The organism is Candidatus Jettenia sp. AMX1, from assembly GCF_030263775.1.
Taxonomy (GTDB): Bacteria; Planctomycetota; Brocadiia; order Brocadiales; family Brocadiaceae; genus Jettenia; species Jettenia caeni.
This window is the reverse complement of the sequence record NZ_SZPP01000043.1, coordinates 1-26,519: the sequence shown is the minus strand read 5'-3', so window position 1 is coordinate 26,519 and position 26,519 is coordinate 1. Positions and strand designations below refer to the sequence as shown.

18 protein-coding genes and 1 pseudogene are annotated in these 26,519 nt (G+C 40.9%); 14 read left to right on the top strand and 5 right to left on the bottom strand.

Annotation, left to right across the window (positions count from 1 at the left end):
- Window positions 1–92: 92 nt before the first annotated feature.
- Entirely contained in the window at window positions 93–767 is a 675-nt protein-coding gene (locus FBQ94_RS13245; protein WP_007220687.1) for an HAD family hydrolase, read from the bottom strand.
- A gap of 206 nt (window positions 768–973) precedes the next feature.
- Here FBQ94_RS13245 and FBQ94_RS13240 point away from each other — a divergent pair, with 206 nt between their 5' ends.
- The 5 genes and pseudogenes from FBQ94_RS13240 to FBQ94_RS13220 all read left to right on the top strand — a co-directional run bounded on the left by FBQ94_RS13240 (window position 974) and on the right by FBQ94_RS13220 (window position 6,716).
- Window positions 974–1,393, top strand: coding sequence for a CBS domain-containing protein (locus tag FBQ94_RS13240; protein WP_007220686.1), 420 nt, complete (start codon window positions 974–976; stop codon window positions 1,391–1,393).
- Window positions 1,394–1,601: 208 nt separating this feature from the next.
- A complete protein-coding gene (locus tag FBQ94_RS13235) occupies window positions 1,602–3,422 on the top strand; it encodes a PAS domain-containing sensor histidine kinase (protein WP_007220685.1) in 1,821 nt (606 codons plus the stop codon).
- 301 nt (window positions 3,423–3,723) lie between these two features.
- Window positions 3,724–4,757, top strand: a pseudogene (locus tag FBQ94_RS13230) (IS3 family transposase); the annotation flags it as partial.
- 797 nt (window positions 4,758–5,554) lie between these two features.
- Window positions 5,555–6,073: an REP-associated tyrosine transposase gene (locus tag FBQ94_RS13225; protein WP_007220682.1), complete on the top strand. Its 519-nt coding sequence runs from the start codon at window positions 5,555–5,557 to the stop codon at window positions 6,071–6,073.
- A 91-nt stretch (window positions 6,074–6,164) separates the two neighbouring features.
- Window positions 6,165–6,716, top strand: a complete 552-nt coding sequence (locus tag FBQ94_RS13220; protein ID WP_007220681.1) for a ribonuclease HI — start codon at window positions 6,165–6,167, stop codon at window positions 6,714–6,716.
- Window positions 6,717–6,858: 142 nt separating this feature from the next.
- On the opposite strand, the gene FBQ94_RS13215 is transcribed toward FBQ94_RS13220, so the two are convergent.
- Together FBQ94_RS13215 and FBQ94_RS13210 are read right to left on the bottom strand one after the other, a co-directional pair.
- A complete protein-coding gene (locus FBQ94_RS13215) occupies window positions 6,859–7,512 on the bottom strand; it encodes a hypothetical protein (protein ID WP_007220680.1) in 654 nt (217 codons plus the stop codon).
- Window positions 7,513–7,548: 36 nt separating this feature from the next.
- Window positions 7,549–8,574, bottom strand: a complete 1,026-nt coding sequence (locus FBQ94_RS13210; RefSeq protein WP_007220679.1) for an aldo/keto reductase — start codon at window positions 8,572–8,574, stop codon at window positions 7,549–7,551.
- 909 nt (window positions 8,575–9,483) lie between these two features.
- Between FBQ94_RS13210 and FBQ94_RS13205 the strand changes: the two genes are divergently transcribed.
- Complete coding sequence (locus tag FBQ94_RS13205) at window positions 9,484–10,437, top strand: SPL family radical SAM protein (protein WP_007220678.1); 954 nt, start codon at window positions 9,484–9,486, stop codon at window positions 10,435–10,437.
- 166 nt (window positions 10,438–10,603) lie between these two features.
- Here the strand turns inward: FBQ94_RS13205 and FBQ94_RS13200 are convergent, their stop codons facing one another.
- Complete coding sequence (locus tag FBQ94_RS13200) at window positions 10,604–12,037, bottom strand: UbiA family prenyltransferase (RefSeq protein ID WP_007220677.1); 1,434 nt, start codon at window positions 12,035–12,037, stop codon at window positions 10,604–10,606.
- A 578-nt stretch (window positions 12,038–12,615) separates the two neighbouring features.
- Here FBQ94_RS13200 and FBQ94_RS13195 point away from each other — a divergent pair.
- From FBQ94_RS13195 to FBQ94_RS13170, 6 genes are all read left to right on the top strand, one after another.
- Window positions 12,616–13,863 carry a hypothetical protein gene (locus tag FBQ94_RS13195; protein ID WP_007220676.1) on the top strand — a complete coding sequence of 416 codons (1,248 nt, stop codon included), beginning with the start codon at window positions 12,616–12,618 and terminating at the stop codon, window positions 13,861–13,863.
- Between the two features lie 193 nt (window positions 13,864–14,056).
- A complete protein-coding gene (locus FBQ94_RS13190) occupies window positions 14,057–14,563 on the top strand; it encodes a QcrA and Rieske domain-containing protein (RefSeq protein ID WP_007220675.1) in 507 nt (168 codons plus the stop codon).
- 46 nt (window positions 14,564–14,609) lie between these two features.
- On the top strand, window positions 14,610–15,392 hold the full coding sequence (locus tag FBQ94_RS13185) for a cytochrome b N-terminal domain-containing protein (protein WP_051006148.1): 783 nt from the start codon (window positions 14,610–14,612) through the stop codon (window positions 15,390–15,392).
- A gap of 186 nt (window positions 15,393–15,578) precedes the next feature.
- A complete protein-coding gene (locus FBQ94_RS13180; RefSeq protein WP_007220672.1) occupies window positions 15,579–17,285 on the top strand; it encodes an FAD-dependent oxidoreductase in 1,707 nt (568 codons plus the stop codon).
- A 12-nt stretch (window positions 17,286–17,297) separates the two neighbouring features.
- Window positions 17,298–18,131 carry a cytochrome c gene (locus FBQ94_RS13175; RefSeq protein WP_007220671.1) on the top strand — a complete coding sequence of 278 codons (834 nt, stop codon included), beginning with the start codon at window positions 17,298–17,300 and terminating at the stop codon, window positions 18,129–18,131.
- A gap of 10 nt (window positions 18,132–18,141) precedes the next feature.
- Window positions 18,142–20,979 carry a c-type cytochrome gene (locus tag FBQ94_RS13170; protein WP_007220670.1) on the top strand — a complete coding sequence of 946 codons (2,838 nt, stop codon included), beginning with the start codon at window positions 18,142–18,144 and terminating at the stop codon, window positions 20,977–20,979.
- An 84-nt stretch (window positions 20,980–21,063) separates the two neighbouring features.
- On the opposite strand, the gene FBQ94_RS13165 is transcribed toward FBQ94_RS13170, so the two are convergent.
- On the bottom strand, window positions 21,064–22,209 hold the full coding sequence (locus FBQ94_RS13165; RefSeq protein ID WP_007220669.1) for a pyridoxal-phosphate-dependent aminotransferase family protein: 1,146 nt from the start codon (window positions 22,207–22,209) through the stop codon (window positions 21,064–21,066).
- A 438-nt stretch (window positions 22,210–22,647) separates the two neighbouring features.
- Between FBQ94_RS13165 and FBQ94_RS13160 the strand changes: the two genes are divergently transcribed.
- Both FBQ94_RS13160 and FBQ94_RS13155 read left to right on the top strand, forming a co-directional pair.
- Complete coding sequence (locus tag FBQ94_RS13160; RefSeq protein WP_007220668.1) at window positions 22,648–25,203, top strand: helicase C-terminal domain-containing protein; 2,556 nt, start codon at window positions 22,648–22,650, stop codon at window positions 25,201–25,203.
- Between the two features lie 168 nt (window positions 25,204–25,371).
- Window positions 25,372–26,271 (top strand): complex I NDUFA9 subunit family protein, encoded by a 900-nt coding sequence (locus FBQ94_RS13155; RefSeq protein WP_007220667.1) that lies wholly within the window; start codon window positions 25,372–25,374, stop codon window positions 26,269–26,271.
- The last annotated feature ends 248 nt before the right edge of the window (window positions 26,272–26,519 follow it).

The following is a 26,519-nucleotide window of genomic DNA, read 5'->3' as shown; positions in this document are numbered from 1 at the left end:
GAACAAGATTTTTCAGGCTCTCTCAGCCATGACTGGCATCTTTCCCTTATCTATGGCTGGTTAGCACAATTTTTGTCTGGTTTATGCGCAACTTATGTGTAATCAAGAAGATCTAAGATTTCCTGTGGCTTTTTAATCAGCATCTGTGCGCCATTTTCCAGGAGCTCTTTTTCCGTACGGAAACCCCAAAGCGCCCCTACAGGAAACATGCCGGCTGCTATGGCAGTCTTCATATCAATAGCAGTATCACCAAGATAGATAAATTCTGAAGGGTGAACATTCAGACATTTAGCTATCTCTCGTGCGCTTGCGGGATTTGGTTTGAGCGGGAATGAGTTGCGTTGGCCCAGAACTATATCGAATGCCCAATTCTGCAGAAATTCTGCCACGCACAGTTTTGTAAAATCATCTGGTTTGTTAGACAGAATTGCCATTTTCAGGCCATGTGCTGTCAGCGCATCGAGCATTTCTGCCACGCCATCGTAAGGCTTCGTCTTTCTATTCCAATTTCGGCCGTATTCTTCCCGAAATGCCTGCACACAAATACGGATGATATCACCATCTCGCTTATCTTCCGGTAGTGCACGACTCATAAGCATAGCTGCTCCATCACCCACGAAGTAACGGTAAATGTCCAGCGTATGAGTGGGAAAACCATTTCTTGCCAGGACATGATTTGTCGCATTGCTAAGATCTTCCAGGGTATCAAGTAATGTCCCATCAAGATCGAAGAGTACAGCCTTGAAATGTTTTGATGAATTTTTCATGATCAAATTTCACGTATAGGTATCTTTTAGATTTTTTTATTATACAGTATTCCTGTACAATAAGTCTTGTGCGGAATTAAGTTCCAATTTGACTGCACAGGAAATGCTATGATAATATACTTGACCAACGAAGACATATGCAAGCTCTCTTGCACAAGTGGAAAGTGATTTTACATAAAGACTCATAATAACGAAAGGTAAGGATTATGAAACAGCTCGACCCTATATCTCATGTCATGACTACCAGCCTGAAGACGGTACAGATACATCAGAAGCTGAGTGAAGTCCGGAGAATATTTATTGAAAATCAGCTTCATCACGTTCCGGTAGTACATGATCGCAAACTTGTCGGTCTTATCAGTACTACCGATATGTTACGGTTGAACCTTGCCGTATCGGGTACAAACAGTTGGTCGATTGATACGATGCTTGATCAGCAATTTACGATTGAACAGGTCATGCAAAGGAATCTTGTTACCATTGATATACATAGCACGGTACGAAAAGCTGCCCATCTCCTCAGTGATGGAGTATTCCATTCACTTCCTGTTGTCGACAAAGATAATAATCTTGTCGGAATTATTACGAGTACAGACTTGATCCGGTATTTGGCAAGGCTGTGTTAGGCTCAGCTTTCCAACCTTCCAGCCTCTTCAAGTTATAAGGGTGAATTACGGCGTTGGTTTTTACGCCGAATCCACCAATACTATTTCTATACAATTCCTGTTGGTTATAATTACTTAGATATTGATATTTTACCAAATATTAAGTAAAAATATACCGTGCCCTGAGTATGGATAAAATAAAATTATTTAAATTTTTTAGGTAGTGCGTATGATTAGAGGACCTGATATTCGTGCAGTCCCTTTCCACAAATTATTCACAAGAATTTTAACCATTTCTCTCTTTATTGCTGGCGCTCTCGTAATTATCGGCTGGATATTTGATGTCTCTGTATTAAGATTTGGATTGTCTTTGTATGTAGTTATAGGCATTGTCCTTTTTGCCGCCATGGTTTTGTGTACCGCCCTGTTACTGGAGAAAAGATATAATGAACGCAAACTTATAGAGAAAGAATTGAAAACGCTCAATGAATCCCTTGAACATCGTATAGCAGAGCGAACATTGATACTCACCATGATAAATAAAGAACTCGAGAGAGAAAATGAAGAACGGAAACGAGCAGAACAATCATTGTGCGAATCGGAAGAACGATACCGCAGCTTTGTTGAAAATGCCCAGGATGTTATTTTCACCCTTGCTGCTGACGGAACTATTACTTCATTAAATCAAGCCTTTGAGACTATTACCGGGTGGTCACGGGATCATTGGTTATATAAAAATTTCAATCCCTTACTTCATCCTGAAGACAGGGCTGTTGCACTACAATTTTTGTATCTCGTTCTGCAGGGGGAAACACTACCCACCTTTGAATTACGTATATCGAATAAATCGAACAACTACCTGACAGGAGAATTTAAAGTAGCCCCCCTGATTAAAGAAGGGTCGGTTATTGGAATCTTAGGTATTGCCCGTAATATTACCGAACGAAAGCATGCTGAAAAGATTCTCCGTGAAAGTGAAAATAAGTATCGGCTACTTCTTGAAAATCTCCCGCAAAGGATATTTTATAAAGATAAAAATTCCCTGTATATTTCTTGCAACGAAAATTTTGCCCGTGATTTCCATATAAAACCGGATGAAGTCTTTGGAAAAACCGATTATGACTTCTTCCCCAAAGAACTTGCTGATAGATATCGGTCTGATGATAAGAGAATTATAAATTCAGGGCAAAGAGAATCTAAAGAAGATAGCTATATCAAAGATGGAAATGAACTTATTGTGCAAATGATTAGAACCCCCATAAGAGACGGAAAAGGCGCTATTGTTGGCATATTGGGTTCAGCCCTTGACATTACGGAAAAGGTCGCCCTGGAAAAGGAGGCAGAACACACTTACCACCTGGCTGCATTGGGAGAATTAGCGGCAGGCGTAGGTCATGAGATTAATAATCCGATAACGGGTGTTATTAACTGTGCCCAGATCTTGCTTAACAAAAGTAAGGAAGAGAGCAAAGAGAGGGATCTTGCCCGTCGGATTTTAAAAGAAGGTGACCGTATAGCAAGAATTGTTCATAGTCTTCTTTCCATTGCCAGATCAGGCAGCAGTGGAAAAAGCATTATCGGTATCCACGAGATACTTCCTGATGCATTGACATTAACAGAGGTGCAACTCCGCAAAGAAGGTATTAAACTAAAATTAGATGTTCCTGACAGTTTACCGAAAGTACAAGTAAACCCACAACTCATTCAGCAAGTTTTTCTCAATCTTATTAATAATGCCCGCTATGCCCTGAACCAAAAATATACAGAGGCGCATGAGAACAAAATCCTTGAGGTCAGAGGTGAAGAAATGAAGATTGAGGATCTTCCCCATGTAAAAATTACCTTTTGTGACTATGGCACCGGCATACCGAACAGCATAAGAGATAAGTTACTGAATCCTTTCTTCACGACAAAGCCCTCCGGCAAAGGGACTGGGCTGGGTTTGAGTATTAATCATACCATCATCAGGGATCACGGCGGCAAACTTGTGATCAACAGTATTGAAGGAAAGTTCACAAAAATTGCAATAATTCTTCCGGCAAAATCCTGAAAGGATCAGGGATTTAGAGATAACTTAAAGAGAAACACTCCTGGTTATTGTTCTCTCATTTACGGTCTCTTCTCATGAAAAAATTGGGTATTTTTCTCTATCTGTTTTTTATCCATGTAATATCAGTAGAGACGCAACATCTTGTGTCTCTGCTTCCGATTTTACTTTTTATACAAAAGTAAATACTTTCATGGAAATTGACTTTACTATAATGTACCCCAAAAACTGGACAGATAAATAAGATAAAATATCCTGGGTGAGAATTAGGAGTGTAGATTCAAAAAGGGAGGATATTTTAGGGATGGAGAGGAAGAGATACAGTGGTGAATTTAAGGCGAAGGTAGCGATAGAGGCGATAAAGGGGGAGAAGGCAGCCAGTGAGATAGCGGGAGAATATGGGGTACATCCGACACAGATAGCACAGTGGAAGAAGCAAGTAATGGACGAGATACCGAAGATATTTTCAACGAAGAAGGAAAGAGATGCAAGAAAGGAGGAGGAAATAAAGTCATCGTTGTATCAGCAAATAGGACAATTGAAGGTGGAGTTGGATTGGGTTAAAAAAAAGCTGGACTTACCAGTTGATGCGAAGAGGAGTCTGGTAGAGGTGGAGAACAAGGAGATCAGCATAGTCCGTCAATGTGAATTGTTAGGATTAGAAAGGTCAAGTTTTTATTACACACCGATAGGAGAGAGCGGATATAACTTTGAGTTGATGAACCGTATAGACGAGCAGTACATGAGGAGTCCGTTTTATGGGGTAAGGCGGATGACGGAATGGTTAAGACAAGAGGGGTATGGAGTAAATCGTAAGCGGGTAAACCGGCTGATGAGGCAGATGGGTTTGTATGCGATTTATCCAAAGCCGAGGCTCAGTGATGGGAGGGATGAGCAGAAGAGATATCCGTATTTATTGAGGGGCTTGAAGATAGAGTATCCGAACCATGTATGGTGTGCGGATATAACGTATGTGAAGATGAGTCAGGGGTATGTTTACCTGGTGGCGATAATGGATTGGTATAGCAGGTATGTGGTATCCTGGGCAGTGTCAATAACGTTAGATGTAGGGTTTTGCATAGAGGCATTGGATAAGGCGAAGGAGGTGGGGAATCCGGAGATATTTAACACGGATCAGGGTTCACAGTTTACCAGTAGGGCATTTACGGGTAGATTAACAGAAGCAAGAATAAAGATCAGCATGGATGGCAGAGGGAGGGTGTTGACAACATATTTATAGAACGGTTATGGAGGTCAGTAAAGTATGAGGAGGTGTATAGAAAGGACTATAAAACTGTGCGTGAAGCGATAGTGAATTTAAGGGACTATTTCAATTTTTAAAATAATGAGAGATTGCATCAATCGCTGGAGTATAGGACACCAAAAGAGGTGTATTTTCAGCAAGAATAAGCCAAAAAAGAAAAAAGTAAAGAGAAGAAAATTCAGGGTAAAGAATGAAAATAATATCAGAGAAAACGGGAGGGATAATAATCAACAAAAATATTTTCACTGAAAGATTGAACGGAAGAAGTGGGATGGATTTTGCGGAGGCGCATGGAAACTCCGTTCCGCTACGCTCCACTTCGTTTCTATGCGCCTTATTAGTTTAAGATAATTATCAAAATACTTTATCTTATTTTTATGAAAAAATTGTCTAGACAATGGGGTACACCTTACCTTGGTTTTATTTTATTAAAATCATCATCACGAAAAGTACTTCCCATAGTTATACAAGACATGCAGGATATTAAAATCAGACCTATTACCATAAGTTTAATTTTTTGTCTACTTGTAGCCATTTTTTCTCCTTTATTGCCTAACTGAAACAAGTTCTGTATGACTTTAAGGAATAAAGGGGACAAACTTTCATCATATCAGTATAATTTAGCTTAAATAATATGCGACTCCTAAAAAAGGCAATATTCCGTTGTTTCAATAAATGAGTATAATGCGAAATCAAGGAATTTTAAACCTTTTAAGTCGGGATGCGTCACTCCGTTCAGCATGACAGTTTTGTAGGGTGGATTAAGCGTAAGCGAATCCACCTTTTATAAAAATATTGTGGTGGATTCGGCGCAAAAGACAGCGCCTTAATCCACCCTACTTTTGCTATTATATAATAATAAGGTCTAATCATGAGCGAATACCGCAGGCTTTATCGTCAACAAGGCTGGTATTTCTTTACGGTTGTAACATACAATCGGGAAAAGATTCTCATTCAACCTGATAATCTTATACGGCTAAGACAATCACTCAGCCATGTGATGAAGAAACTTCCCTTTAATATAGATGCCGTGGTTATCCTCCCTGATCATATTCACTGTATTTGGCGCTTACCTCTTGACGATGATGATTTTTCAACACGATGGAGATTGATCAAGCGATATTTTTCAATTGGCATCAATGCCCCGTTAACTAAAAGAGCAGAAAAGAGAATATGGCAAAGAAGGTTCTGGGAACATCTGCTGAGAAATGAAGAAGATTGGCGTACGCATATGGATTATATTCATTACAACCCTGTCAAACATGGCTATGTTCAAAGTCCGGGAGACTGGCCTTATGGGTCATTTCAGCGTGCAGTAATGCAGGGGTTATATCCGGCAGATTGGGGGGCAAAAGAACCTTCGTCTATCAATGAGATGAATTTAGAATAGATTTCCTTTTGGTGGATTCGCTTACGCTTAATCCACCCTACACATTATTCACAACTTCTTTGAATAACAAAAATAATATTCCGGTATCTCAATGAACAAATCTCATTTTACGATTTTTATTGATTCCAGCTACAATCCAGACAGAAAATTTGGGGTAGGGGGATTTTTGTGTATTCCAAATTGCCCTGACGAAGTGCTGGTGAATAAGAATGCGTTAGAGGAATTGTATTCTCCGGATGTCGTGAAAACAAGGATTGTGGAGCATACAACAAATACACGGCTGGAACTTCAGACACTTCTCTGGGCTCTCGAATCTCTCAGATTAGATACTGAGACCAAAACCTCTGAGGAAATGGGATCGATAACCGTTTACACAGACTGCCGTACCGCAGTTGATCTGCTGCGACGGAGAGAGAGGCTTGGGCGTACTCATTATCTCAGTAAAAGAAAAGGTACAATTTTGGGAAATGCAGATATCTACAAGGGCATTTTTACACTCTGCGACCAGCTTTCGCCAAAGCTCGTATGGATTAAAGGGCATACCTCGGAAAAAGACCGTGTTGGTATACAGAAGATATTTTCAGAAGTAGATAGATTCGTCAGAAATCTATTGAGAAGTTATATCGCTCGTAAATTCTCATAATTTTTAACAGAGATATTTACCTTAGAGACTGTCTGAAAAGTAATAAGTGCGAGGCTAAAGCCTCGCCCTACACTTTTCCTTCGATCAGAATTTTATTGTTGGGTTTGCTTCGCTTAACCTAGGTAACTAAGCGCTTATCCAATTATGGTTTATCTTGTTGATCGTTTTTACCTTCTTCTTTTAGTACTTCATCCAGAATTTTCCCCAATTTTTCAATGCTTTTCTTAATCTCTGCTACCTGTCGTTGCCATACTTCTTCCATTTTTTTCGATGCTGTCTCACCTAATTCCTTTATTTTTTCCTCATATTCGGGAATTTTCTGTTTTATCTCTCCAAGTGCTTCGTCCATACGATCTGATAATTTTTTACCGAGTTCTTGTATGTCTTTCGCAATATCAGGAAGAGTATCGGTTTCTTTTATGCTCTGTCGCGTCTGTTGATAATCTACTTTCCATTCTCCATGTTCCTGTTTTAGGATTGTTTGCAACGGAAGCGTAGTTTCCGTGCCATTTTTATACAGGTGCAATGTTGTCTCAATGGTGGTTGTGTCGCCGTCAATGAGGATTTTACCGAATGCGACATTTGTATCACGAAATTGTTCACGGGAAGCGTTTATCAAATCGCGTGTTTCTGCTGTAGCATACTTACGGGCATTTTCAATGTCCTGGGTCTTTATAGCATCCCAAAATTTTTGGGCTGCTTCCTGTGGAGGCTTTTCAGTGGAACAACCTGATATTACTATGATAGATAAAACAGATACATAAATCCAACTCCAACGAAATTGTTGCAGAATCATTTTTATTCCCGAATTTGAGTTTTTGCGTCTTTTATATTAATGCACCGGTTGTGCAGGATAAACGCGCCAGTTTTGGGATGGGTGTTTGTAAAATTCTCTTTCAATTCCGCCGAAAGGTTCTGTCCGGACGAGTAATTGAGATTGCTGCTCTTCTGAAAGTTCCTTAAACTGCCGTGCAAGGGTTATATTTTCTTTAAGCTGTTCAATACTGTCCATACCCGAAACTAAAGTACTGATAGGTTGATTCCAGGCAAAACATAAACACTCTTTTATCGTGGCTACATTATCTTCCAGTAATATGCCGTTTGCTACTGTTTTCATTGCAAGAATTCCAATATCGTATTCTACGGCTTTGGGAATGACCTGCTGAACAAAGCTGAAATAGTGCGGGTCTACAAGATTCACCGGCATTTGTACAGTATCAATATGATTGTGGTACTTTTGAATGGCTTCTAAAAGTACTTCTGGATTTCTATGTCCCGTAAATCCCACGTAACGGACCTTCCCTTCTTTTTTAGCTTGAAGAGCTACTTCAACGGCGCCACCCTCCCGAAAGACCGATTCAACTTCCTCCCTTGTTTGTAAATTATGGAATTGTAATAAATCGATATGATCGGTTTGTAGCCGATGGAGACTTTCATGTAATTGGTATGAGGCTGTATCAACATCGCGTCCATGATTTTTCGTCATAATGAATGCCTTATCCCGACGAGATTTCAACGCTTTTCCAAGTCTCCGCTCACTTTCGCCATTATTGTAACACCAGGCAGAATCAAAAAAATTGGCGCCTTCGTCAATGGCAGCATGGAGCATACGGATAGCATAGTGTTCATCATGCATCCGGCCAATATGGTATCCGCCTATACAAAGCACGGAAACCATTTCTTCCGTTTTTCCCAGGCGGCGTTTTGGTATGCCTTCTATCTCTGCAGGTGGAGAAGATACAGGATTTCTCTGAAGTATTGTATTCAAATTCTTGGTAAATCCAAGGCCAACAGCAACAGAAAAGGTATCTTTAAGAAAATCTCTCCGATTTGTGAATCTGTTTTTCTCAGGAGTCATTTTTGGTAGTTCCCTTTTGATTTTAAGTTGTTGGTTCGGATTTGCCGGTAAAATAAAAACGATCGCATTTACTCAGGAGTAAACGAGACTCTATCGAGATAATATAAGTAAGAAAAAAGTAGTTTTAACTCTAACTGTTAAGAGTATCAAAAAATATACCATTGTAAGGGAAAAGGTGATTTTGTAATATTTTGATGAATAAAAATAAATTTTGCATCAAGGAGAATGGAACAAATAATGCGTGAAAGCGGCAAAAGTGTGACGCGGGGGTAAAACTTATGTGCCACGGCACACAAGTGTGTCTTGGCGTGTGTGTGACATGTCACATTGTATAACCCTTGTGTAGTTCCTTAGAGGTCATTTCAAAACCTTAATTTCGCGCCTGGAATCATTTGAAGAGAAAGAGGTTTCCGTAAAGAAATAGGTTTTGAGATAGCTTCTAAGAATGATGCTGGACATTCATGGTATTATAAATGAAGAATGCAAAAGGATTTTTTCCTGTTTTTTGCTATAATCATGACATCCCTACGGGATTATAGCATCCAAGAGATGAAGCTGAACAGGATATGGAGAGAGTCAAGACTTTTGTTATATGCAGGTGTATGGGATGTACGGAACTCTTAACCACATCAGATAGTCTTTTGTCAGGTAAGGATATGTTCGGTTTCATTCTTTGGAGACTATAGGTAAAGGAGAGGCACAATCGTCTGTACAAAATTGCTCTCATCATCCAATCCCTTTGGGATGAGAAAACGAAAAAAGAAATTCAGCTTTTACCGGTATACGGCACGGCATTGAACAGAGGGATCGTTACAGGAAAAAGAGCGATGATATAACCTAAGCCCGAAGGGGTAAAATGATGAGAGAAATTTTGATGCCATTTTTCTGTCTAAGCAAAAGAGATATTCTATGTACATAGGGTATATCGAGCGTAAAGGACACATTCTTACCAGGCCCGCGTTAAAATGTCTCAGCCAGGTAGCTGCTATTAATCCAACCCTGGGATGTATTCATCAGTGTGCATATTGCTATGCAAGGGGTTATTCGATGTATCCGGGCGATGGTAACGTGTATGTCTACGGGAATATGGTCGAAAAATTAAAGAAAGAATTGCTGACACGCCGAAAGCTGCCTGCCTATGTATTCTTTAGCCCCACCTGCGATATCTTACAGCCCGTACCGCAAGTGATTAATATAACGTATGAATTGATGTGTGTATTATTCGAGCATGGTATTGGTATAAATTTACTTACAAAGGGCAGAATTCCCATAAAAATTTTACAGGTATTTCAGCAGTACAAAAAATTAGTGCATGTCCAAATTGGCATTACGACAATAAGCCGGGATATTCAAAAGAGAATTGAGCCTTATGCCTCAACACCACGCGAGAGGATACAAAATATTGAACGGCTCTGTGCTATCGGTATTTTGCCGGAAATAAAATTAGATCCGCTAATTCCAGGCGTAACCGATACAAAGCCAAATCTAACGGCTTTGTTTAAAATTCTCCAGGGATTTGGTGTGAATTCGACAGGTATTAACTATTTATTCCTGAGGCCGCAGATAAAGAAGAACCTCTGTAAGGCGCTCAGGAATACACCGTTTTTGCAGACGATTCTCAGGCACTACGAGAAAGGAAAGCCTCTGAATTTATCGGCAGAAAAATCCCGCATATTTGTTCTGGATACGCACTACAGAGAACAGGCTTACCAGCAAATTACTGAGTGGGCAGGGGCATTTGGTATTTATGCGTATGTATGCGGTTGTAAAAATCCTGATATTACAGAAGAGCCCCTGTGTGGCGCGAATTGGGACAAGCATTTTGAAGCGATCTTTGAAGAGAAGAAACGGGTGTTGTTTTGAGTATGAATGTATAATTTTGAAAATATAGATACCTTGTTTAACGTTATAAGGAATTTCTCAATTACAATTACGCAGGGCATTCTTTAAGACGCCTGGCAAGGCTAAGCCTCGTCCTACATTGACCTTTGGGAGCACGGACAACCAAAGCGCTGTGCTAAGGGCATGCTTATATTGCCATCCACAGAATAACGATGGTTACAATGGCTATTAATTTGCTGATTCGGTCTTTGATGGCAAAAATTATAGGGTCATCATGCAACTTGCCTCGTCCGGCAAGCAGCCAGATCCGGCTTATCCAATAGAGCACGAGAGGACATAACAGCCAGATCATGGTGGGATGGGTGTACATCACCCGAATATCCTCGCTATTGATATACAAGGCAAGTACAAGCACTGCCATGTGTCCACTTGAAATTCCCAGTCCCTTGAGCGTAGATAAATCGGATATATGATAATTGCGTCCCTTTATGAATTTCTCAAAAGGGCCCCGTAACCCAATTAATTCCGAATATCGTTTGGTCATTGCCAGGCTGAGGAAGATAAATAAGGAGAAGGCCAGAAGCCAGAATGATGATACGATAAAGACTGTTGATGAACCAGCAAGGATTCTCAGGGTATAAAGCGCTGTCAATGCCAGTACATCTACGAGCATTTTCTTCTTCAGCCATAAGGAGTAAGCCAGGGTTAGAACATAGTAAGTGCCCAGTATAGCGAGAAATTTTCCTGGGAGCGAGAGCGCGATGCCAAAGGATGCCAGAAGGAGTGCAGGAATTAGCAGCATGCCATGCTTAATGGGAATGGTACCCGCAGCAAAAGGCCGATATCGTTTTCGTGGATGTTTTCGGTCAACAGATAAGTCAAGCAGATCATTGAGTAAGTAAACGCTGGAAGCGCACAGACTAAAAGCGAAAAATCCAATCGTGGTTTGTAAGAAAAGCGGGATATTATTAAGTTGATGGGCAGTAATCAAAGGTACGAATACCAGGAGATTCTTAAGCCACTGGTGTATGCGCAACGCATGCAGGTAAACCTTGATATTCCGGTACCATCTGTGAAATACCTGTCTGATACTTGTTGTCTTTTCCGGAGGAGGACGAATAGTGGATCTGGCGTGAGATCTCGGATTAATCGGAATTACCTGTCGTGCGTGCTGCCAAATCTCCAAATCGTTACGTAAATTGCCTGCGTAATCGAATCCTTTTATCCCAAAGCTGTCTTTTAACTGCTTAAGCTTTCCATGGTCATTACTCGTTAAGACATGATCAAAAAAACCAATGTATTTGGCAATTTGACGGGCATACTTATCGTTTAAGGTTGTGATCAAAATCAGGCATCGCCCTTCTTCGTGTTGTTCCTGCAAGTAGCCTATGAATTTTCTATTGTAAGGTAATGAATGGATATCCAGATCTACCCGATTAGCGATCTGCTGCGCGAAGTAAGACTTTCCCTTTAAGAGCCAAAGGGGAGCAATAAAGGCGAACAGGATGTTGCGTCTTAGTAAGATAAGGAAGGCCTCGATCAGAATATCAGTTTTAATCAGCGTGCCATCCGGATCGATACAAAGGGGAATACTATTTTCCAGGTTGTTATTTTTGTTCATGGTTCTAAAACGAAGATGAAAAGCAAAGGGAAAGTTATTTTCCGAATTGTACTTTTGAGGTTTCGTTTCAAGAAGTAATGATAATTATATTTATGTATAGGAAATTCAAACAAACTACGTAGTGGCAAGGCGCGCCTTACCACTGCTGTTATAAAAGTCGCCGAAGGCTTAGTCTATAAGCCTCAAAAAACATACCATACAAAAGAAAAAATAAATAAAAATTTGTTGTGGAGGAGAATAATTCTTTAATTTCATTGAAAATTATGGCAGAGGGTAAGGAGATGAACGAATAATAAAAATAGTCAGTATTTATTATGTCACATAAATGTGCCTTCACAAAAGCGTAACATGTCACACAAGAACAGGGATAAAAAGTGTGATATATTGTATTGCTGAAAGATGCAAGGGTTAAACAACTGATGAAATCTTTCATTTTTCCCAAAAAAGGAACATAAAATGCGAAGGAATTTATAAAATATAAAGAACCTATTTTTTTGTAACGCCATAATGAAAAACTTTGAATTTCCTAATAGCATGAACTTAGAAGTACAGTATTTGGTTATTGGAACTAAATTCTGATGGAAAGCCAAGAAATTACCACGACAAAGATCGTTGTCATGCAAGAGATAAGACATGATTTGCTAACCTTAATGTTTCTCATTGCGCTCATAACCCTTGTATCGTATCAATTTTCACAGTACATAGATGATTTCATATATCACAAATCAGATTTTTGGTTTGATACAGATGTTCTTCGCGTTACCAACGACATGACAAATCGATTTGGTAACCATTGGCGCACGAACGTACATCCATTATTTCCACTTATGACGTATCCGCCAACGAAAGCATTGCGTATTATTTTTCAACTTACACCTGCTGAATCGGTAAGAACAATCATTACTATAGTAGCTTCGCTTTGGATTAGCGCCCTGTTTATACTCTTACGCCTCATCGGGTGCCGCCGTATTGATGCAACGTTGTTTAGCATATTAGGAGCAATGAGCGCAGCCTCAGTTTTCTGGTTTACTGTTCCGGAAACTTTTTCTTTTGGCTCACTAAGTATCTTGTTATCTCTGGGAATTATTGTGCTAGCCCAACATCGAAAGATCTCTTCGTTTTGGTATGTCATTGTCAGTGTCCTGACCTTTAGCTTCACGATAACCAATTGGATGGCCGGAATCATCATGGCCTTTGTGAAATTTTCCCGGAAACGGGCTTTGATCATCACGGCTAGTGCATTTTGTGCTGTAGTCTTATTGTGGACAATACAATCTCATTTTTTCCCAAAAGTACTACTTTTTCATAAAATTAGCGGCGAAAAAAGATATATGCTTCCTCCAAAATTCTCTGACCGGGTACATGTTGCCAGGTCATTTGTATTTCATTCGATAGTAATGCCTGCCTTCAAGTTACAGGAGAAGGTAAAAGACAATGATAAGGTAATAACGATAATGACTACCCAGTCCTCTTCACCAGGTTCAGGAAGTGTCTGGGGCGTTATTGCCGTTGGGCTATGGACGCCACTGTTTGGTTTAGGTTTGTGGAGCTTGTTTTTTTCGGGACGAAACCGGCAACTGCGCATTGTTTTGGGTCTTATCTTATTAGGACAATTTGTTTTGCATCTTATGTACGGAACGGAAACATTTCTTTACTCGTTACATTTTGCGCCACTTTTAGTGATTCTCGCAGCATTAAGCACACAGACGCGTGTACGCCTGATTGCCTTAACACTCACGGGGATACTCCTTGTGTTTCTCATACTTAATAATATCATGCAATTTAACAGGGCTGTAGACGTTTTGCATAGTTTAGCTACTAAATAGAAATAAATATATTTGTCCATACCACCCTGAAAACCGCTTACATAAAGTGAAAATTCCTAATTAACATTAAATTTTATGGACATACTGTCTTGTTGTTGTTATAAGAATATGATTGGCGTAAAAGTGTAAATGGAGTACCGATGAATGACTGTGAAACGTAAACATTCTTATGAAAATGTAAATCAGAGGTGTTATGTCAATAGCAATAAAAGAGAGAGAGATCCCGGTAAATCGCCGAAGATTCTTGTACTTCATCGGGTGGGGGTTTATAGGGGTATTTTTGACAACCGTATTGGGTACAGTTGTCAGGTTCTTTTACCCCAGAACTATCCTTGAACCACCAACAAGGTATACAATCGGGTACCCTTTTCAATACACGACAGGGGTAAGCGAAAGGTTCAAAAAACAGTTCAGGATATGGATAATCAGAGAGGTTGATAAATTGTATGTAATCGAGGCAAAATGCACCCATCTGGGTTGCACTCCTAACTGGCTTGCAGCAGAAGGAAAATTTAAATGCCCCTGTCATGGGAGCGGGTTTACTCCGGAAGGATTGAATATTGAGGGCCCTGCTCCAAGACCTTTGGAAAGATTTAAGGTTGCATTGGATGATAACGGCCAAATAATCGTTGATGAAGGAATAAGGTTCAGAGGTGAACGGGGGGAATGGAATAAGACTGGCGCATTCTTGAAGGTGTAAAATGACTCATAAACCGAACAAAAATTTTTTGGAAAAATACAGAAACATGCTGAAAGAAAAGGGATTGCCTGGCATGTTGAAAGATGTAACCGTTCATTCTCAGGTCTGGAAATCTATTTTCAGGCACACCTTTGCAGATACGCCCAAGAACCGCATGCTAAAGATTGTCTCAAATGTCTTTATGCATTTGCATCCGGCAAAGGTTAAAAGACATGCGCCCCAATTAAAATTCACCTGGTGTATGGGCGGCATCAGTTTCTTCTTGTTTCTGGTACTAACATTTACGGGCGTACTCTTGATGTTTTATTATCACCCTACCGTTCGTGATGCATATTGGGACATAAAAGACCTGGAGTCTCAAGTACCTTTCGGTGTAATTTTAAGGAATTTGCACCGATGGAGCGCTCATCTGATGGTTATAACGGTATGGTTCCATATGTTTCGTGTATTTGCAACAGGGTCTTACAAACCACCAAGGGAATTTAACTGGTGTGTGGGCGTTGTTCTGCTGGTACTGACCCTCCTTTTAAGTTTTACCGGCTACTTGCTTACCTGGGATCAATTAGGATTTTGGGCTGTAACGGTAGGCACAAACATGGCCCGTTCGACGCCCTTACTGGGCCACGAGGGGCCTTTTGGAGAACAACTCGGAATGACGGCACATAATGATATACGATTTGCGCTCTTAGGTGGTTCAATCGTTGGTGGAAATGCCTTATTAAGGGCATACGTATGGCATTGTATAGGATTGCCGCTTATCATCAGCGTATTTATGATGGTGCACTTCTGGCGAATTCGCAAGGATGGAGGCATCTCTGGACCACTCTAACTATAAGGTAAATTTTAACAGATAATCATGGAACACATCCGGGCAATTATAACAAAACCTGATAACATTCCCATTGTCGGCCTCATACTCTTGCTATTTTTCTTTACATGGCTTACTTTCAAGCAAGCATTCGAAAACGATAAGCGGATGGAACAGAAAAGGCGTCAAAAAGGAGAGTAATATCCCGTGAATTATAAGATAGTTAAGGCCGATGACCACTGGTTCAGAGAAAACATAAACTGCCAGTATGCATGCCCTGTCAATACGCCAGCCATGAATTACATAGAACGCATAGCTGAGGGGGACTTCGATGGTTCCTTACATCTTAATTTCATAGCAAATCTTTTCCCTCATATTCTCGGCAGGGTATGTACCCATCCCTGTGAAACCGCATGCCGACGCGGCACAATCGATAAGCCTATCGCCATATGCTCGCTCAAGAGAAGCGCAGCAGATTTCGCCGGCAAAATGTTTCCTGGAAAACCAGGAAACAGAGAAAAAACAGGTAATCGTATTGCAATAATTGGTTCAGGACCTTCAGGCCTTGCCGCAGCAAACGATTTGGCTTTTAAAGGGCACGATGTTGTTATCTACGAGGCTTTACCACTTGCTGGCGGCATGTTAAGTGTAGGTATCCCGCCTTACCGGTTACCTCGCAGTACTATAGAAGACGCCGTGAACCGGACAAAAGAGATTGGGGTCGATATCCGCTTAAACAGCCCTGTCGATACCTATGATAAGTTTAATACCTTATTAAAGGAATTCGAGGCTGTATACATTGCCACGGGAGCCCACAGATCACAGTCACTTGATATTCCCGGCGAAGATATTTCCGGGGTAATGCATGGCATTACCTTTATGAAGAATACAAACCTCGGAATGATAAAAACTATCCCCGAAAAAGTTGTAGTGATTGGAGGGGGATTTACCGCTATAGATTGCGCACGCTCTTCGCTCAGGCTGGGCGCTCAGGAGGTTTCTGTCGTTTATCGGAGAAGTTTAGAGGAGATGCCGGCCGGTGAAGCAGAGGTAAGCATGGCAGAGGAAGAAGGTATAAAGATATATTTTTTAACTTCACCGATAAAAATCGTTGAAGGGCATGGCTCGAAGGTAACGCATCTCGAATGTATAAAAAACAGACTCGGCGAACCAGACGACAAAGGCCGAAGGCGTCCGGTACCTATTGAAGGAAGCAATTTTACGATACCGGTAAATGTAATAATAGCGGCTATTGGGCAATCACCAGATATAGGATTTCTTTCAGAAAAGTTTGGTATAAAGGTGAATCACTGGGGAATGCCTATCATAGACCAGGGAAGTTTTATGACTACAAGAGAAGGTGTATTTGCAGGCGGTGATTGTGTAACAGGCCCCAGAAATGTAATTGAGGTGATAGCAGACGGCAGAAAAGCTGCAAGGTCGATACATAAATTCTTAACAGGGCAGGAAAGGACAGGATATAAATTTTATTATAAAGAGCAATCCCCTTCCGGAAGAATACCTGATTATGAGGCAATACCCAGACAAAAACAAGATAACATTCCCATGGAAGAAAGGCTGGATCTCCATACAGAGACAGAACCGGGGCTTTCGAAGGAAAATACCTTTAAGGAGGCCGGGAGGTGTCTGCTTTGCCATTTTAATATATTTATCGATGAAAAATGCATATTATGTGGTGGTTGTATTGATGTCTGCCCACACAATTGTATATCTATGGTATCACGTGAATATGTTGAGGATGCCGGTATTTTAGATAATAAAGATTCAGTCCCTGATGATTGGGATGCCGTTATGGTTATCAATGAAGAAAAATGCATCCGGTGCGGATTGTGTGTTAATCGCTGTCCTGTAGATGCCATTACGATGAAACGCTTTGCCTATTCCGAAGAATAAAAAACAGAAAATATGGATACGAAAGAAGAAAAAACAAAAGAGAAGGGAAGATACAGGGCATTGACATTTATTAAAGGTCCTGCACTTGCAAAGGAGAAGGATGCCGATATTTCCGAAAGCGAACTGCCTACATGGCCATATCTGGTAAGAAAGGAATTTCTGACGGTAATCATCTGTACAATCCTCCTCATTGTCTGGTCTGTTTTGCTTGATGCGCCGCTTGAAGAGCATTCAGATCCTACTATGACCCCAAATCCGGCAAAGGCGCCCTGGTATTTTTTAGGACTTCAGGAAATGCTTGTTTACTTTGATCCATGGATTGCCGGGGTCGTTTTTCCTATGCTCATAATTATAGGCTTGATGGCTATACCCTACGTAGATTTTAATCCCAAAGGCAACGGATATTATACCTTTAAGGAAAGAAAATTTGCCTTACTTACCTTCTGTTTTGGATTTCATATCTTATGGATATTGCTTATTATCATCGGCGTCTTCATGCGTGGGCCGGGTTGGCTTTGGTTCTGGCCGTGGCAAGAATGGGATCCCCACCGGATCGTAGCTGAAACCAACTATGATCTGACCAGTTTCATAGGTATTGATTCGAAATCTTTGTTGGGCTTTATCATAGGCGGCGCAGTTGTGATAGGATACTTCTTCATGGGTATAACAATTCCGTACCGCCTTATGAAGGCAAAAGAGAGCGTAGCATTAGAAAAACTCGGCATTATCAAATACTCCATCGTGGCGTTTCTTTTCTTATCTATGGTTGCACTGCCGATAAAGGTATTTCTGAGGCTTGTATTTCATGTAAAATATATATGGGTAACACCGTGGTTTAACATATAAGATATAAATTATGTCTGACAACAAAAATCTGCATCCCATGAGAAGAGAGGAAGACAAGTCTTACCTGGTCATATATGTCATGGTGAGTTTTATCCTTGTAGCAGTCACCATATGGGCGCTTGTAAATGAGACTGTTGACAGACGGCCGTGGAAAAAATATCAAAAGCAATTTTATCGCCTAGAATTAGACAAAATCAGACAGGCATACGAAAAGGAACGTGCAATTTTTGAAAGCCCAGACACCCAAAAGAACTATGGAGAGGCAAAAAACAACCTGGAACATGCGTGGGAAGACTTCAAAAAACCACCAATACAAAATGAATACAAAAAGTTATCAGAAGAACAAACGGTATTGAGTAAAACATTAGAATCCTTACGGTTTAAGGCAATTGTGGCGCGGAATGGACGCATGGAGAAGGAGTATATCTTTGGAAAAGATCCGAGTGAATATATCATACATGAAATTGCAGCGCTGGAGGAGAAGGGTAATGACCTTGCTGCAAAGGTAAAAGAGGCTGAAGACAATTTAGTTTCTGTAGAGACGAGATTGACAGAACTGAAGCGCGGCATTACTACCTATACCGGGGAATTAGATTCCTATACGGCAGGAATGAAAAAATACGAAGCGCAATTAAAAAATTTCAAAAAGACCCGGCCGAGTCTGCAAATATACCAGATGTATCTGGAGGACTTATCTATCGTAGACCGGTGTATGTCGTGCCATGTGGGTATTACCAGGACAGAAAATGTATCTACAGAACAACCGTATGTAAGCCATCCTAATCGTGATTTATATTTAGGTAATCATCCACCGGAAAGATTTGGCTGCGTGCTCTGTCACGAGGGTCAGGCTAACGCTACATCAGGGGTAAAGAAGGCGCATGGAGAGGTTGAATACTGGCTTACACCGATACACCGGGGTAAATCCGCTCAGGGATCATGCATCCGGTGCCATAACGAAGGCAAAGAAGTAAAAGGCGCAGAAATTCTCTGGCAAGGGAGAAGGCTATTCGAAGAGCTTGGCTGCCATGGATGCCACGAAACAACGGGTTTCGGTAAAGATAAACACAGAATGATAGGTCCTGGCCTGAGAAATATAAAAAATAAAGTAAAACCTGGCTGGATTACAAAATGGATAAAAGATCCAAAATCCTTCCGCCCTACCACGTTGATGCCCAATTTCAAACTTTCAGAAGAGGAATCTCAATCCATAGCAGCCTATCTGTGGCAGCATGCAGATGAAAGCGGTATACATGATGAGATACCCAAATTTGATGAAGGACAATTATCTAGCGGAGACTTTATCTTTGAGTATATTGGATGCATGGCATGCCATTCTTATGAGAAAGATACAGAGCGTGGGTTTGCGCCTAATCTGGCAAGGATAGGAGAGAAGATAAACTATGGGTATCTGGTAGAGTGGATTATAAACCCGAAAGGAAAAGAGCCGCTTACCCGTATGCCAAACTTCAGGCTTAATCAGGAAAAAGCAAGTTTAGTTGCTGGATACCTGATAAGTAAGACAGCTATGGGTTTTACAAGAGACGGGTTGACAGATGTGGCGTGGTCAGAGGATAAGGAACGGGCGCGTGCAGGAGAGGCCTTAATTAAGAAATATGGTTGTTTTAGCTGTCATGAAATACAGGGTATGGAAGGGCTAGGTAAAATTGGAGTCGAGTTATCGGCTATCGGGTCTAAACATGTGGAATTACTCGATTTTGGACTTTTGGAAAAAAGAATACTGGGCGAAGTTGGGCTCAAGCATATCTCAGAGAATGCAGGTGAGGCAAGGCGGGCATGGCTACGGGCAAAATTGCAAGATCCAAGACAATTTGATAAAGGAAAGTACAAAAAACCTGAGGATCAATTGAAGATGCCTGATTTCGTATTAACTGGTGAAGAAATAGAATCATTGCTCGTGCTGCTTACCGGGCTGAAAGAGGAAAAACTTCCCGATGCGTATATCGGCAGGCTTACAGAGAGCGAACGGGGCATAGCAGAGGGGAAGAGACTCATTGGAAAGTACCATTGTACCGGATGCCACCAGCTTGATGTGGACAGATTGTATATTGAAGAAGGAATAGAACTTACGGGAATGGTAAAGCTGGATGAGGAAGATGGGGTATATTTTCAACTTATGAAAGATAGCGGTGAACTTAAGCAAAAAGCAGGCGAGACTGTCTTCATTGATACAGAACGAATCGTGCGTAAGGAATGGGTTAAGAAGGTTAATTTTGCATCGTCGATTATAGAATACCATGTCGATAATGAGGGTCTCGTGCCTGAAGAGGCAAGGGTATTCGCTCCGCCCTTGTTATATGGCGAAGGTAAGAAGGTTCAGCCTGCGTGGGCATTTGAATTCTTAAAAGATCCCATAGATCTGAGACCATGGCTGGATGTAAAGATGCCGTCGTTTAGTTTACCAAATGAGGAGGCTGCCAGCCTTGTCAGATTCTTTGCTATGAGGGAAAATGAAGAATATCCTTATGAGTATATAGTCGAAACAAAGAAAGAGTATAGAGAGGAGAAAGAGGCAAGATCGCCGGGCTATCTCTTAGCAGCAAAGAAGCTGTTTGAATCCAAAGATGTCAACTGTACCTTATGTCACGTAAAAGGAGAAAAAATGCCGGAAGGTGACCCAACGGGCTGGGCGCCTGATCTCATGCTTGCCAGGACAAGATTAAAACCGGACTGGATAAAGAGGTGGTTGCTTGACCCGCAATCGATCCAGCCAGGTACAAAGATGCCAAAGTTTTTCAGAGAGGGAGAGTTCCAGGATTATATTCCGGGAACACCACAGGAACAAGCAGAAGCAATGAAGGATTATTTAATGAATCTAGAGGAATAGCTTCTCTTTGGCGGATTTGCTTCGCTTAGTCCACCCTACTCATTACAGAGCCACGGAGCAGGGTGGATGAGACGAACTGGATTGTTATTTTTTGCTTACCAGCAATGATTGCACTTTCGATAATCCTTTACCTGGTTCCACAGGATATCCTGCCTCATAAAGTCCTTTTTCAAGGGCGGCAATGGCAACAATAATATCGAAATCATTTACATAACCCATATGACCGATACGGATCATCTTCCCTTTTAATTCATCTTGTCCGCCGGTAAAGGTTACCCCCGTTTCATCGCGTAATTTTTTGATAATCTTATCAACATCTATTCCTGTTGGCGCCTTAATAGCAGTCAATACATTGCTTGCATATTCCCCGGCAAAGAGTTCCAACCCAAGCGCCTTTGCGCCTTCTCTCGTGGCATGAGCAAGGCGGGCATGTCTTTTCCATACATTCTCAATCCCTTCCTTTTTGATCATATCCAGGGCTGCCTTCATAGCCATAACCAGCGAAACGGCAGGGGTAAAAGGGGTTGTTTTGTCTTTTAACTCTTTTCTCATCTTCCTGAAATCCCAGTAATATCTGGGTAAATCGGCCTTTTCTATCACACTCCAGGCGCTGTTGTTAACACAAACAAAGGCCAGGCCGGGCGGCATCATACATCCTTTCTGTGATCCGGTAATAGCGACATCGATATTCCATTCGTCCATCAATAATTGATGGACGCCGATTCCGGTAATGGCATCGACAACGAGCAAGGCCCCGTGTTTTTTTACGATAGGGGAAATAGACTTTATATCGTGGACAACACCCGTAGATGTTTCACATTGGGTTGTAAATACTACGTTAATTCCACGGGTCTTATTGAGAGCAGTCTCAATATCTTGTGGATTTACAGCCTTCCCGTTTTCAACATCAATCGTAATGGTCTCAATACCAAAACATTTACATAGCTCTGCCCAGCGTTCACCAAATTTTCCACTGACAACTACCAGCGCCTTATTTCCTCTGGACAAAACATTCGCAACGCACGCCTCCATAGCGCCCGTTCCGGAAGACATAAGGGTAAACACATCTCCCGCCTTCGTCTGAAACAGGTATTTTAAGTCCTCGCTCACCTCGTAAAATATTTGAGAGAATTGCGGCGTCCTGTGATGGATCATTGATTGTGCTTCGGCCAGCGCCACTTCAGGTGGCACCATGGTTGGGCCTGGCGTAAACAGATAATTCTTCTTCATTCTCTATCCTTTCACTTATCTTGTAGCGCCGACCTCGATATCAGCCAATAATGGGAACATCCCCCTGCGCTACTTATTATTCTTTTACTCTCTTAATTACGATGGTAAATATCCTCAGAGAGGAAATGAACCAAAGCTGAATCCAAAATGGATTCGAAGAAAAATTATTATATGAAAACGGAAAAAAGAGTCAAGGGATAAAACCAGAGGCGACGGTTCTTCCTATAACCATTCGTTAGTTATCCCATGATTACAAAGATACCAAATATGAGAAAAAATCAAAGAATTTTGATAGAAAATTGATCGCCGAAAATTCGTATTATACCTATATCGTTCTCCCGTTTTTTAGTATCTTTATGCCCTGGCAGATCAGTATTTACAAGATTTTCAGCCTGTTTTTAATTGTACAACACACATATTTTATCTTATACTTTATTTATGAAAACGACAAAATGGTTAGCCGGAAATTTTATAGCGCCCGAAGCACTGTCTTCTATTCAAGACGCCATTAAAAAGGCAGGCGGAAATGAGATATTCCTGATTGGCAAACTTAACGAAGAACTTTTGGTAATTGATGTTGATGTTTATGCTATGGGAAATAAGAATGCTGTCCCGGCGATTACCAAAGATGCAAAATATGGGGATGTAATTATTCACAATCACCCGGATGGTATCTTAGATCCGTCCGATGCAGACATCGAAATTGCTTCATGTATGGGGACATTAGGAGTGGGATTCTATATCACAGATAACCAGGTAAAGTATCTGTATCCAGTGGTGAAGGTAAAGAAAAAACCTCTGTATGAAGAGCTCAATTTTAAAGAGCTTTTGGGGCAATTTCTGCCCGGGGGAAATTTTGCTCAACAGCTACCGCGCTATGAGTACCGCGAACAGCAAATCGAGATGTTAAAGTCGGTAATCAACGCCTTTAATTGCCATAAGATCGCCCTCATTGAAGCAGGAACAGGAACTGGTAAATCTCTCGCATACCTTGTTCCGGCGGTGTTTTGGAGCATAAAAAATCAGGAGCGGGTAGTAATTTCCACCAATACAATAAACCTGCAGGAACAGTTGATTGAAAAAGATATACCGATACTGCAGAAGTGTTGTGGATTGAATTTTAAGAGCGTCCTGGTAAAAGGAAGGAATAACTACCTTTGTCTTAGAAAGGTTTATAATTTACGCTCCGAGGGTGGCACGCTGATTGAAGACAATAACAGACAGCAATTGAATACCCTATTAGAATGGGCTATAAAGACACGGGATGGGAGCAAGGCAGACCTGAATTTCATACCCCGTGAGGATGCCTGGGAATCGATACAATCAGAGGCAGACCAATGTACACGGTTGAAGTGCCAGTTTTATGATGCATGTTTCTTTTATATTGCACGGAGAAACGCAGCCAGCGCTGATATTCTTGTCATAAACCATTATCTTTTGATGGCCGACCTGATTGTGCGTCAGGAATCGAAGGGCTACGAAGGTGTCGCTATCTTGCCACCCTTCAAAAAAATCATCATAGACGAGGCGCATCATTTAGAAGCCGTGGCAACAAGTAACCTGAGCAGTGTAGTCTCACGGTTAAGAATAACAAAGCTACTGGGAAGATTAATTAATCTAAAAGATGCCAGGAAAGGTCTTTTACAGCACATCAAAGGTAAACTAAAAGAAGTAAGCTCAGATCATGACAAATCCATAGCAATAGATATTACTGACAAAATCAACACAGAAATCATTGAAGCAAGACAGCATCTCTATAATACAGTCCTGGAAGTCTTTGAAGATATCTCCCATGCCGTAGGCAAGTATATTGTAAATGCTGGTTTACAAAAAGATAAAAATGAAGAAATGAAACTCCGTATAACCACACACTTCGCTTCCACAGACCTGTGGCATGCTGGTATAGAGGTAAAGCTGAAGTCCTTATGTATAGAGATCCATAAATTTACCCTGTTGTTAAAGACAGTATTAGATAAGATAGGAGAATTATCCAAAAAGTCGCAGGATATTTTATCATCGGTATTAATAGATATTGTATCGTGTAAGATGCGTTTAAAAATGGTGGCACATGATATATCTTTTTTCATCACCACGGACGAAAAGTTTTGCAAGTGGATAGAAATTAAAAGATACAAAGAAAATCCTATTATCCGGTTTTGTACAGCGCCCCTTTCCGTTTCTGATGGTTTGAAGGCCTGCCTCTATGATAATTACCCTACAATACTATTGACGTCAGCTACATTAGCAGTCAACAATAATTTTACGTTTTTTAAAGAGAATATTGGCCTGGATCAAATCCCGGAGGATCGATTATCTGAATTGATGCTCCGCTCTCCATTTGATTATAAAAAGCAGGTTATCGTTGGCATTCCCACAGATATTTCAGAACCTAATGGGTCTGGTTATGCATTGGCGCTCGAGCACAATATCTTTAAGACTATAGAAATTTCTGAAGGAAGGGCATTAATCCTGTTTACCTCTTATAACCTTCTTGATAATCTTTATCAAAAACTAGAACCTCGGATTACACATATGGGCTATACCTGCTTAAAACAAGGAATGGATAACCGCCACAGCCTCCTTGATACTTTCAAAAAAGACAAGACGTCCGTTCTTTTTGCTACCGATAGTTTCTGGGAAGGGATTGATGTTAAAGGAGACGCCCTGGAATGTGTTATCCTTACCAGATTACCCTTTAAAGTACCTACAGAACCTATTATTGAGGCGCGGGCAGAAGCTATTGAGAATTCCGGTGGTGATGCTTTCTATAACTATTCTTTACCTATGGCTGTAATTAAATTTAAACAGGGCTTTGGAAGGCTTATACGGAGCCGTGATGATAAGGGTGTAGTGGTTATTTTTGACAGTCGGGTGGTTACCAAGAGGTATGGGCATATATTTCTCGAATCCCTTCCCGATATAAGATACATTAAGGATAAAGGGGAGGTTGTTTTTCGGGAAATGAAAGAATTCCTGGCGCAGTCTCTTCATTAACCATGCAGATACAGAGGATAGGTTAAGTTGTCGAGTAAGTAGGGCAAGGCTTTAGCCTTGCTTAAATCTTACTATTTGCCCGTTCATATAGGCGAATGTAAGGTTCTTCCCTACTTCGAATCGTTAAACTATAATGTCGAATAATTCATGATAGAGGAGGCAAAAACGATGAAGATACTTTTGACCGGCAGTACAGGTTTTGTTGGAAAGCAGTTACTGCACGATTTGATCGATAATGATTATCAGGTTAGATGCCTTGTTAGGCAGGGATCTGAGAACAAAATCACGAATTACAAAGATAAAAATATTGATATCGTATATGGTGATACTACCGATGCCCGTAGTTTGGACGATACACTAAAGGGGTGTGATGCGGTAATTAATCTTGTCGGTATTATTCGAGAGTTTCCCGGGAAAGGGGTTACCTTTGAGAGACTCCATTATGAGGGTACAGCAAACCTTGTTACAGCAGCCAGAACACAAGGAATCAGACGGTTTATACATATGAGCGCATTGGGAGCGCGGCCACAGGGAAAAACTCAATATCAACAAACCAAGTTTCGTGCGGAAGAATTCGTGAGAGATAGTGGACTTGATTATACAATCTTTCGCCCTTCCATTATATTCGGACCGGGTGACAAATTTGTTAATCTGTTTGCCAATATGCTCAAAACTCAACAATTTGTGCCTGTTGTGGGTAATGGAAAGTATAAAATGCAGCCCGTGGCGCTTGAAAATGTCTCATCAGGTTTTGTAAAATCGATAGGACAAAAAAATGCTATCGGTAAAACCTTCGAGATTGGAGGACCGGAGAAGATGGAATTCGACAAGCTTATTGATATCATAGGTGAAGTGCTCTGTTTACCACCATACAAGATTCATATTCCCGCATTTATAATGCGTTGTATGGCCGAAATGTTCGATTGGATACCATCCTTCCCTATAACAACAGAGCAAATCACCATGCTTCTTGAGGGTAACGTTTGTGATGAGAGACCGTTTTTTGAACATTTCGGTATTAAACCTATTGGCTTTAAGGAAGGAATATCTCAATACCTTCAAATATAAGAATAGGCTCCATAGGATAATGAGGCTGCGATGAATAGTTGGAAAGGGAAAATATACATGGTGATGTACTCTATAAGAAATAATGAATGCCAGACGCCAAATTCCAAAAATTTAAGGAAGGTTTTTACAGAGTAATACTATAATCTCACATGGCTTTGTTGCACAAAGCCGGATAAATATCTGATATACTAAGAGAATAAGGGAAAGAGTACCATAAATTATTTTGTAGGATAAGTATATCAGTATGA